The organism is Flavobacterium sp. (assembly GCF_027490375.1).
GTDB lineage: Bacteria > Bacteroidota > Bacteroidia > Flavobacteriales > Flavobacteriaceae > Flavobacterium.
In genome coordinates this window covers 1-11783 of sequence record NZ_JAIXYH010000060.1, presented here as the reverse complement: position 1 = coordinate 11783, position 11783 = coordinate 1, and the positions used below count along the sequence as shown (strand labels likewise).

The following is an 11783-nucleotide window of genomic DNA, read 5'->3' as shown; positions in this document are numbered from 1 at the left end:
AAGCGTTACGGCGCAGCTGCAAAACAAGGGCGATTAGCTCAGCTGGTTCAGAGCACCTCGTTTACACCGAGGGGGTCGGGGGTTCGAACCCCTCATCGCCCACCACAAAGGACAAAGAAGTTTTAACTCTTTGTCCTTTTTTTATGCTTGTGTGTTTCGCTGCAACTGTTGAAATTTACCCTCGAAACAAGCAGCCTTCAATTCTTATCATCACAATTGTTCTCTTTAATGAATTTTCTTCCTTCAACAAGCTTTGTCTGCAGCCTGCACAGAGCATTCTTAATCTTATTTATTTGCAGCAGCACTTTACTCGGCAACGCGCAAGAACTAACCGAAGAAGAAAATAAACAAACGCGTCGCATTCAGGAACTGCTCGTTACAGCGCCTGAGAAAGCTAAAGAAGAAGCCTCGAAGCTGTCGCAGTCTGCAAGTCCGTTTGCGCGCTATTGCGGCCAATACTACACCGCGAATTACTACTACGTAAAATCGAACTACGACGAATCGAAAAAAATACTAACTGCGCTTTTAAAAGAAATCGACAGTAACCCAGCGTTAAGTAAGCAGAAAAATTACCAAGACTTGATGGGAATGTGCGTCAACAAATTGTTTTATCTCTATAAAAATGTCGGCGCGTACAACCAAGCTTTGATTTTAATGACGACTTACAAGGATAAAATCCCGAACGATCGCTACGATCAGCAACTCGGAATTTTAAAGATTGCTATGGGCGAATATGAAGAAGGAATTGTTTTATTGAAAAGCGATTTACGCACATTTAAGCACATCGACTTAGGCGTAGCCGAACGAAAGGAAATGAATAACAAGCTTTTCGCAGATCGTTACAACGAAATTGGAGAAGCGTACCAGAAGTATTTTGTCGGCAGCCGGCAAACAAAGCATCTAGATTCGGCTAATGTGTATTTCCAAAAAGCGGCCAACATCATGCTTGACGAACCTTCGCAAGCCGATTTTACACGCGCTTTACTAAATATGCACCAAGCGAAGAGCGCCGCATTAAAAGGCGACTACCAAACTGCGCTGCGATTTTACCAACGCAGAAACGCCTATCCAGAAATCAACAAGAATTTACGCACTGTTCAAATTTTTGATTTGGGCATGGCCGATTGCTATTTCCATCTAAAACAACCCGACTCGGCCATTTATTATGCCAAAGCATTCGTCAGAAATTATCAGCAAACGAAAGTATCCAAAGAGAATCTGCTTTTAGCCTATTCCCTACTTTCTAAAAACTATAGCGAAAAGAAAAATACTGAACAAGCGTACAACTATGCGCAGAAAAGTCTGGCACTTATTGAAGAATTAGATCGAATCAAAAGTAAGTCGGTCGACTTTCTACACAACTATACGATTTCCACAATTAGAAAAGAAGCCGATTCGATTTTAAACCGGCAATTTACATTTGTGGGAATAATGATCGGACTGGTTCTGGCTTTAGGGATCGTATTTTGGATGTTTTATCGCTACTCAAAAAAACAAAAAGACAAGCACAAGCGATTTCTCTCTATCATACAAAGATTAAAGGAGCCAAAACCAATTGAACCGATAAATACAATTTCCATTCCCGAAGATTCGTCAACGAAAATGATGGATGATGAATTGATTCACAAAATTAAGACGGGACTGGAAAAATTAGAGCGTAGTGAAACTTTTCTCAAATCGGAATTCAAATTAGCCTTTGTGGCAAAAAAGTTAAATACGAACACGGCGTATTTATCACAGTACTTGAATCAGGTTTTAGGAAAATCATTTTCGGATTACACACAAGAACTTCGAATAAACTTTGTGTTGCGAAAGCTGAGTAATTCTCCTCAGTTTCGGAACTTCACTTTACAGGCTATCGCCGAAGAAGTAGGCTATAAAGACGCTACCACATTCGTAAAAGTGTTTAAAAAGCACACCGGACTTTCGCCGAACTACTATATCGAACATCTACAAGAAAAAGACTTGTAAACCAACAAATTAAGCCTTTATAACCGTAAGGGTTTTTATAAAATCTCCAATACTTTAATTGTGCGATTAAAGTCACAATGGTAGTTTTACTTCCAGAAATCCATCAGTATTAAAACGACCAGACTTCCATTTACATCTTATCCCAACAAAACGAACACGTATTTTGACTTCATTTTTTCTTAAAACAAAAACCACTACAGTAAATTCTTAAGGTCATTTCAAAACTTACAGAATACAAAATCTAAAAACTTAATCAACTAAATGCAATTCATGAAGAAACTCTATTCCGCGCTTTTACTTTTAATTTCGGTGACCTTATGTGCACAAACGTACACGTTTACCACATTCAACACCAACAATTCGGGCATCGCATCCAACAATATAAACGATTTTGAGAGATCTGCCTCTGGAACCCTCTGGATTACTACCAATAACGGCCTTTCAAGAATGATCGGCAACTCGTTTACAAACTACAATACATCGAATTCTAGCATCGGAACCGACATGTTGAAAGACGTAGCGGTAGCTGGCAGCACTATCTGGATTTCTACCTACGGAAACGGCATTATTCGCTATAACGGCACTACCTTTACAAATTACAATACCAATAACCCGAACATGCCTAACAATTCGGCTACGAGTATTGCAACCGACGGCTCGGGGAACTTTTGGATGGGATCAGCTTCGGGACTAAGTAGATTCAATGGTACTTCGTGGACAACCTACAACACGTCGAATTCGCAATTGATTTCAAACAACGTAACTTCGATTGCAGTTGATGCCAACAACAATGTTTGGATTGCTGCCGACGGTATGTTGCAACGATTTAATGGCACTACCTTTACGAGTATCACTGACGGCGTTTCTAAAATTCTTAAAATTACAACTTCGGGTCTTTATGTAAGTACTGGCGATGGTCTAGGAATTATTGTAAACAACGACTACACTAATATTTATTGGACAAATAACTCCTGTTTAGCGAGTTGTAATGTAAATGCACTGGGCATTGATGAAACCAATAAAGTATGGCTTGGGCTCGACAATTGTGGAAACTCAACCGGTGGCGTTCAAAACTTCACGAACTGCGTTACGTATTCTACATCAAATTCAGCCTTACCTGACAACAGCATCACTTCGATTAACGTAATTGATTCGAATGTAATTTGGGTAGGAACCTTAGAAGGTGGTTTGGTACGCATGAACCAAACAGATGGACCGATATGCGCTGCGCCAACTGGTTTAAACGTGGCACAGTTTGGACAATCTTCAGCTTATTTGGCATGGACATCGGCAAACCCGGCTCCTGCCAATGGGTACATTTATCGCTACAGCACAACAAACAATGTAACTGGCGCTACAGAAAGCAGTACCTCGCAAACTGGCGCAGGAATCGACCAATTGCAACCAAACACAACGTATTATTGGTGGGTAGCTTCTGCCTGCGAGCCCATAACTTGGGTATCAGGAGGTAGTTTTACCACCGCACCGCTTCCTGGATGTACAACTGCAAACTATGGTTTGTTTCCCGCGGCAACATATACGCCAGGCTGCAGCGGTAATGCCGAGTTAATTGCTTCAAATGCGTGGGCAGGCGAGTATACCAATGTCAATATCTTAGCCGACAAGCAATATATCTTCTCTAGTTCTGTAGCTACAGACTACATAACAATTACCAATGCTAATGCAACAGTTATTTATACGAGTGGTCCATCGCCCTTAACTTGGACGCCAAGCAACATTTCAGGTGTAATTCGTTACTTCTTACATACAAACTCTAACTGCGAAAGCCAAAACACGAATCGAATACGATACATTACTTGTTCTAATATTGTGGCAAACTGCGGCGCACCGACAGGATTAGCAGCTACAAACATCACATCCAATTCAAGTAGAATAAATTGGAGTGCACCCACCACCGCACCCGCTTCTTACGATCTTTACATTGCAACGAGCAATACTGCACCGGGAGCAAATACGGCAGCTAATGTAACTAGCGCTATTGTGGGCATCGATGTTTTGAGCGGTTTAGCTGCATCAACTATTTACTACTTCTGGATTCGATCAAATTGCGGGGCTTCAAAAAGTGCTTGGGTTTCGGGTGGAAGTTTTACTACAAATGCCGCACTGAACTGCAACGGCGCTAGCAACGGTTTATTTCCCGAATCAATTTTTACACCTGCCTGTAACGGCAATTTTGAAACTATTGTTACAAATGCTTACGGAGGAGAGTATACGCACGTAAGTGTGGTTGCCAATAAACAATACACCTTCAGCAGTTCCGTTGCAACCGACTATATTACCATAACCAATCTTGCCGGAACCGTTGCTCTTGCAAGCGGAACTACACCAGTTGTTTGGAACTCAGGAAGCACTTCAGGCGTTATCAGATACTTTTTGCACTCTCAAAATTGCGGCAGCGAAACTGTACCAAGAGTTCGTTCTATCAAGTGTGTTGACGCTCAAACGACAGCCTGTCAACCACCGTTAGCTGTACTTGGCCAGAATATAACATCAAATTCATTCCTAATCAAATGGACTGCACCTGTGAATGAACCAACTATTTACGAAGTTTATGTATCAGCTTCAAGCACAGCACCAACGGCTACAACAACCGCTACAGTTTCAACGAATAATATACTAACAACTTTCGAAAACGCACAGCCCGCTACAACTTACTACTTTTGGGTACGCTCAAACTGCAATATCAATAAAAGTAATTGGATAGCTGGTGGAAGTGTAACCACACTAAATGCTTTAAGTTGTAATGGAGCTATATACGGCTTATTTCCAAACGAAACGTATACGCCTGCTTGTACGGGAGTTAATGAGCAAATTGTTACTAACGCTTGGGCTGGTGAGTACACTAATGTAAATGTTACAGCCAACAAGCAATACACCTTTTCAAGTTCTGTTACAACCGACTTCATAACTATAACAAACACTTCGGGAACTATCGTTTATGCCAGCGGACAGACACCAGTAAGTTGGAGTTCGGGTAACCTTACTGGAATAATTCGTTATTACATTCATACCAATGCAAATTGTGGCAATCAACCTACGTCAAGAACACGTTTTATTTCCTGTACAAATCCAGTAGTTGTAAATTGTGGGATGCCAGGAACACCTGTTGTTTCTAACATTACCTCGAATTCGTGTCGCATAGCTTGGACTGCTCCAGATGTTGCGCCTTCCAATTACGAAGTATACATCAGTACCAGCAGCGCATGGCCAGAATTCAACGCTAATCCCGTAGCTTCGCCAATGAGCGCAATCTTGAATTACTACAGTTTCCTAGACGCCTCGACAACCTATTATTATTGGGTTAGGTCGGTTTGCGGAACTACCCAAAGTGATTGGTCTACAGGCGGAAGCTTTACTACACTTGCTTCGTTAATCTGTAATGGTGCGTATTTCGGATTGTATCCAGAAGATACAGTAGTGCTTCAAAATTCAGGAGCTATCGAAGCCGTTGCTTACCAATCGTATGCGGGGCAGTACTCAAACGTAACTTTAGGAGCCAACAAACAATATCAGTTTACAAGTTCTGTGGCAACGGATTTCATCACCATTACCAACCAAGCAGGAACAATAGTTCTAGCAAGCGGACAAACTCCTCTAAATTATACTACAGGCAATACAGCTGTTAACGTTCGATACTATTTGCACGCCAATGCAAACTGCGACCCTGACGACATGCCTCGCGATAAATTTGCAAAAGCGAGTACACTAGGTTTGGATGACACTGCGGCTATCAATCGTTTTAAAGTGTATCCGAATCCAACTGCTGGCCAATTTAATGTCGACACCGGAACTATTATTGCTGATAAAATTGAAATTTTCGACCATGTTGGCAGAATAATCCTTACACAGCTTACTTCCTCAACCAAAACAACTTTAACGTTGAACGGACTTTCAGATGGTGTTTATCTTATCAAGGTATATTCGCAAGACAAAACAACAACAGAGAAATTAGTCCTTAAAAAGAACTAGCTTCTAATGTAAGAGCAACTATAAAAGCCGCTTCAGTATTTGAGGCGGCTTTTTTGTATACTCGCAACGGGTTGATCTTGAAATTAATTGTGTGATCCTTGGTTGAAATCTTCGCATAAAAAATCTTTAAGATTTTATTAACTTTTTTTAAAAATTCCTTTTGACGTTATATATTAGCAATAAAATTCCAACTTTGAGAAATCTCTTCACCACGATTTTAATCGCAACTTGCAGCCTCATATTGGCGCAGAAGAACATTGATCCGACCCCAGAAGAAATTGCGCTTGCCGTTGAATGGCGCGGAAAACATCCAACTGTTGATTTGTTGGAGCGCAATTACCGAGAAAAGGTCACATTTTTTGATAACGCTAACTCGGATGGTGTAGGCGTGTTGAACGAGATAAAAGCAAACCTGATGTCGCTTAGCAAGCGTTTAGATATGCCGTACTCGGAAGGTTACGATCAAGAATCTGTGGTTGAAGTTTTTAAAATCTTGCACCGCAATGGAAAAAACACTCGATTCGAAATACGGGACGAATATTATAAATCAGACGGTCTTTTTTATAACGATTTTCGTGTAAAATGGGCTCAAATCGATTTCCCCATTCAGGGTTATAACTACCTTGTCGAAACTGCCACGCGCTACAAAGACGCCAGATACTTTAGTAAAGTATATCTCAGCGGATTAGGCTTGCGAGCTAACTTTGAATTAGAATTTATAATTCCTAAAAACATAGAAATCAGTTTACTCGAATACAATTTTCCTGAAAATCAAATTCAAAAGAAAGAGACAGTTGACGAACAAGGCAATAGACATATACTGTATACGGCCGCGGAAATTCTACCTAGAATAGACGAAGATGATGCTCCTGGCGACAGTTACTTGTTTCCGCACATAATTCCTGTAGTAAAAGCAATTACAAAGAATGGAGTTCGCAAAACACTATTTGAAAATGGCGATGCTGTATATGCTTGGAATAAATCGATGATAGAACTCACTGAAAATAAACCGAAAGAACTAAAACCCTTTGTTGATGATTTGGTGAAAGGCTTGACAAAAGATGAAGACAAGATAAAAAAAATGTACTACTGGGTTCAAGACAACATCCGATACATTGCTTTTGAAGATGGCATTGCCGGATTTAAACCCGATGAAGCACAAAACGTCTTTAACAAACGTTATGGCGACTGCAAGGGAATGGCAAACCTACTCTCGGAAATGCTAAAACTACAAGGATACGACGCCAGACTTGCATGGATTGGAACGGATCACATCGCTTATAAAGCCGATTTACCTGCACTAGCAGCATTTAACCACATGATCTGCTATCTTAAAATAAACAACAAAGAGTATTTCCTAGATGGAACTGAAAGCTATACTGGGCTCGGACTTAATGCAAGTCGTATTCAAGGAAAAGAAGTACTCGTAGATGGTGGCGAAAAGCCGCTGCGAACTAAAGTACCCGTTTCAAATCACACCAACAATACCTCGATCTCGAAAGGTTTTTTTAAAGTAGAAGGCGAAAAACTAGTTGGAAAAATGTCACGTTCTTTTGACGGTGAAAGCCGCACTAATTTCTTTCAACAGTTTCATGCATTTGCGAGCGACTTTAAATCAGAAAATTTGACCAACTACCTAAAACGCTATGATAAAAATATAGAGATTAAGGATTTGGGTTTTTCTGACCTAAACAATCGCGATCAAACACTTAAATTAGATTTCGAAGTAATCGCTTCAAACAAAGTAAATTCGTACGAGGGTGAGCTCTATGTTGAGTTTCCTTACGAGACCGAATTAAATTTAGAGCTCTTGAAAGATCGCAAATTACCTTTCGTCTTTGAAATTCTCGGAACTAGTAAAACCGAAGTAATCATTGAAAATCCTCCAGGCTATCAGTTGGAGAAATTACCCGAAAGCTTCTCTGTAGCAAATGATATATTCGAAATTTCGGTAAAATTCACTCCGGTAACTTCAGGTGTAAAACTAGAATCTCAGTATATTATCAAACAAAAAACACTACCCACCAACCAGTTTAAGACTTACGAAGAAACTGCAAAAAAATACAACCAAAAAATCCGTCAAACACTTACCTATAAAAAATGAGTCTAAAACTTAGATTACTTATTGTTGCTTTTCTATTAGTTGCAATAACACCCGCAAATGCTCAGAAAAAAGAAGAAATCCGAGAATTTTTCTGGGGAAGCAAGAACAAAACAGATTACAATACAAGTATTCCCGAGAAATACAAAGATGAATCGGCTGTAATCATTAACAAGTACGACTTTTACGACTACAGCGAAGGATTTGGAAAGGTACAATACACTTCGGCATCGATGAGAACCGTGAAGATTCAAGATGCAGCCGCTTTAAAATTGTTCTCTGAGTTCGAAATCTATGAGAGCTTTCGTAAAACTGTTGGCTATTTTAACATGAGAGACAATACGTTTTTCGGTGTACGAATCATCAAACCAAACAAAAAAATTATTGAAATAGATACAGAAAAAGACAAAAAAAAGATCGACGACAAGACAGTTATTGCCATCCCAAATCTGGAAATCGGTGATGTAATCGACTACTACTACCATACTACATCCTACTTTACGGCCACTTTCTATTACTATTTTGACCCTGAAGAAGAAACCTTATCCGAACGCTATCCCATCTTAAATTACAAATTAGCTTTCAATACGGAAAATGACTTTTTTGTGAATTTTCAATCGATAAATGGCGCGCCCAAGTTAAAACAAATTGATACCGGTAAAAAAAGCGAACGCCTATACGAACTAACAACTACCGACATACCAAAAGCTGAATATCCACGCTGGTTTTATCCACTGCTCGAACTTCCTGGATACAAATTTCAAGTATGTCTTGCGCAAAACGGTACCGCCGAAACTCTTGTTTACTTTCTTCTTTCAGAGAGAGAACGCGACATCAGGAGTTCGGTAACTAAAGATGAGATTTTTAATTTCTTCAATAAACGTATCATTCCACACACAAACGTTCCGAATAAGAAAAGTCTGAAAGGATTTTTGACGGACGAAACAAACATGGATTACATACATGCGATTTTTAAAAAATATCGCTTAGCAGTCGCCAAAAACTATGAGACGAGAATTTCACGAGATGCTAAAATCAACATACCCTACGTGCTCTCAGAATCGACTGTAGATGATATTGACCCGCTCTTATCGACCATGCGTTATTGTTTAGCTCGAGATATTTCATTTAACTTAATTATTGCGTTACCTCGCTACGACGGCAAAATTGAAGACAACATCTTGGCAGGTAACTTTAGAATACTCATGCGCATAAACTTCCCAGAGCCTATTTACCTGAGCGGCGTAACTCCCTTTGCTATTTACGATGGGCTAGACCCAATTCTCGAAGGAAGTAAAGCATACGTTATCGACATGAAAGGTTCCGGTAGACTTACAAACATGACCGAAGAAATTTTGCCAATTTCAACAGCAGCTAAAAACAGAGAAACTATTCAACTAAATATAACTCCAAGCGCCGACCTCCAAAGTTTTACCATCGAGTCGCGAAACGTATCAACCGGTCACTTAAAGCGGGAAAATCAATCAAATACGTTCACCTTTTACGATTTTATACAAGCCGAATATGCCTCAGCACCTCGACACCCCTATGAAGAATATGGTCATGAAAAACGAAAAATGGAACAATTTGTTAAGGAAATGACTTCGCTGGTTGAAAATAGAAAAGAACAAGATAAAAAAGAGCTACCCAAAAAAGTTAGTGAAGAAATTGGTGCAACAGTATTAGAAGCCGAACGTACTATCGTTGATGGTGCCAGAAACGACTCCGAGAAACCCTTTGTTTTTGACACCAAATTTAAAATTGGTGCCGACTTTGTTAAAAGTGCTGGTGAAAATACCGTGATAGAAATAGGAAAATTCATAGGCCCACCAGTTGAAATAGAAGAAAAAGAACGCAAACGAACTGCAAATATTTATATGGGGTTCCCTAGAAGTTTCGAAAATGAAATAACTTTCAATATCCCAGATGGTTACGAAATAAAAGGGCTTGACAAATTAAATAAAAAAGTAGAAAATGAAACTGGAGGATTTACTAGTACTGCATCCATTCAAGGCTCCACTTTAATTGTTAAAACAAAACGTTATTATCTTAACAATTACGAACCCGCTGCAAATTGGCCGAAAATGCTGGCGTTCTTAGATGCTGCTTTTCAGTTTAGCCAAGAGAAAATTCTGCTTAAAAAGAAGTAGATGTAAACCAAATATAAACTGAATTTCCTTAAAAGTTGCTCTTAGTAGCAACTTTTTTTTGCTCCTATTGAATTATCGAATCGCCTAAAAGAAACAAAATCCGTACGAACTAATTGTGTGACTAATAAAAACAACTCTGAAACTATCTATTCTTCTGCTCGATGTATTTCGACAAATACTTAGCGGCTGAAAATGCTTGCTGCCGTAAAATGTCACCAACCGGATTTCTTCGTCTGTGCAGCTCCAAATCAGCCATCACTATATTTAACTGCTTAAAAAAGGTGTCGATGTACTGCGACGTGCCAAATTGCATCTCAAAATCCGACTGCAAATTCCTAGAAATGCGATGCCACAAGCCAACATCACTGTACAAGGCAACGGCTTTCAATACAAAATCAGCATCGTCAGCGGCAGTAACTTCGTTTGGTTCCGTCAGTTCAAATCCTTCTACTCCAATAACTGTGCTAACAAATGGAATTCCGTACAACATAGCTTCGTAAATTTTCCCTTTCAAACCGGCTCCAAACGATAGCGGTGCAAGTAAAACTCGGTGCGCTCTAAGCATGTCCAAAGGCTTGTCGAATGCACCTGCCAAATGAAAACCTTGCTCTGGGGAATGATACTTTAGTAAGGCCTGCGGAACGTAATTGCCGTAAACAAACAGCTCGGCTTGCGGTAAACGCAGCTTAATTTCGTGCCAAATCCGTGCTAATGTATGAACCGCAGTCGTGTTAGGCTTGTGACTGAGGTTGCCAATAAAGTAAAAATCGGCAGTGTTATCAAACTGATTCGACTCTGCCTGATAATTTTCCTGCCAAAAAGGAAGGTAAGCCAATAAATCACCCGAGATCTGTAGAAATTCCATTAAATAACGCTGCTCAAACGAGGAGATAATTAGGGACAAATCCGACCGATAAATCGACGCTAACTCCCGATTTCTAACCTCTGCCTCCTTCTCAGGACTTGACGTTTCATCGCGATCCGCACGCAAAAAATGCAAATCCTCCGTATCCAATACATGAATTATCGAAGCGCTGACTTCTCTAACGCGCCAAGAAAACTGTTCCTCCGTGTAATAGCGATCGTATACTACAACACTCGGATCAATCACTTTCACAAATTCTTGAAAAGTGCTCGAATTAAGCGCGATCCTATGTGTAACAACTCCTTCTTGATGCATATCGGCGCTTCTTTGCGTTGGTTCTGCAGCAGTAGCAAAATGTACCTCGTAGTTATGTATTGCGAAGGCACGCATCAACTGCAAAATCCTGTATCCTGCCGCCGATGAAGCTGGCTCCGGCCAAACTTGACCAATAAACAAAACCCTATTTGTCATACCGCGAATTTACTCGGAATAGGTGTAAAAAGTAATGATCTACTTAAATTATAAAATAAGAAAACCTCCTGCTGTGCGAATTGAATCGCTGTTGTATTGCAAACCGATTGTTTTAATTTGGGCAATCCGGTGCAGCGTTTTATAGTTGAAATTTGGTCGCTGCCCCGTCACGCTTTCCACGTCAATACCGTTTAGCCGGCGCTTGGTTTGCACGGCCGCCACGGGCTTCTTGGGT

Annotated in this window: 6 protein-coding genes and 1 tRNA gene; 5 read left to right on the top strand and 2 right to left on the bottom strand. The window is 40.2% G+C overall.

All coding sequences use genetic code 11. The annotated features are described in order from the left end of the window. Positions 1–27 precede the first annotated feature (27 nt). The 5 genes from Q0064_RS07840 (at position 28) to Q0064_RS07820 (ending at position 10212) form a co-directional block, all read left to right on the top strand. A tRNA-Val gene (locus tag Q0064_RS07840) sits at positions 28–105 on the top strand. 123 nt (positions 106–228) lie between these two features. Continuing rightward, positions 229–1971: a helix-turn-helix domain-containing protein gene (locus Q0064_RS07835; protein WP_298146787.1), complete on the top strand. Its 1743-nt coding sequence runs from the start codon at positions 229–231 to the stop codon at positions 1969–1971. A 270-nt stretch (positions 1972–2241) separates the two neighbouring features. Beyond that, a complete protein-coding gene (locus Q0064_RS07830; protein ID WP_298146784.1) occupies positions 2242–5961 on the top strand; it encodes a fibronectin type III domain-containing protein in 3720 nt (1239 codons plus the stop codon). A gap of 193 nt (positions 5962–6154) precedes the next feature. Next, on the top strand, positions 6155–8065 hold the full coding sequence (locus Q0064_RS07825; RefSeq protein ID WP_298146781.1) for a transglutaminase domain-containing protein: 1911 nt from the start codon (positions 6155–6157) through the stop codon (positions 8063–8065). After that, on the top strand, positions 8062–10212 hold the full coding sequence (locus Q0064_RS07820) for a DUF3857 domain-containing protein (protein ID WP_298146778.1): 2151 nt from the start codon (positions 8062–8064) through the stop codon (positions 10210–10212). The genes Q0064_RS07825 and Q0064_RS07820 overlap by 4 nt, the downstream gene beginning before the upstream one ends. Before the next feature lie 142 nt (positions 10213–10354). Here the strand turns inward: Q0064_RS07820 and Q0064_RS07815 are convergent, their stop codons facing one another. Together Q0064_RS07815 and Q0064_RS07810 are read right to left on the bottom strand one after the other, a co-directional pair. Then, complete coding sequence (locus Q0064_RS07815; protein ID WP_298146775.1) at positions 10355–11548, bottom strand: glycosyltransferase family 4 protein; 1194 nt, start codon at positions 11546–11548, stop codon at positions 10355–10357. Positions 11549–11596: 48 nt separating this feature from the next. Continuing rightward, the coding region (locus Q0064_RS07810) for a hypothetical protein (RefSeq protein WP_298146773.1) at positions 11597–11783 on the bottom strand (187 nt) is incomplete at its 5' end.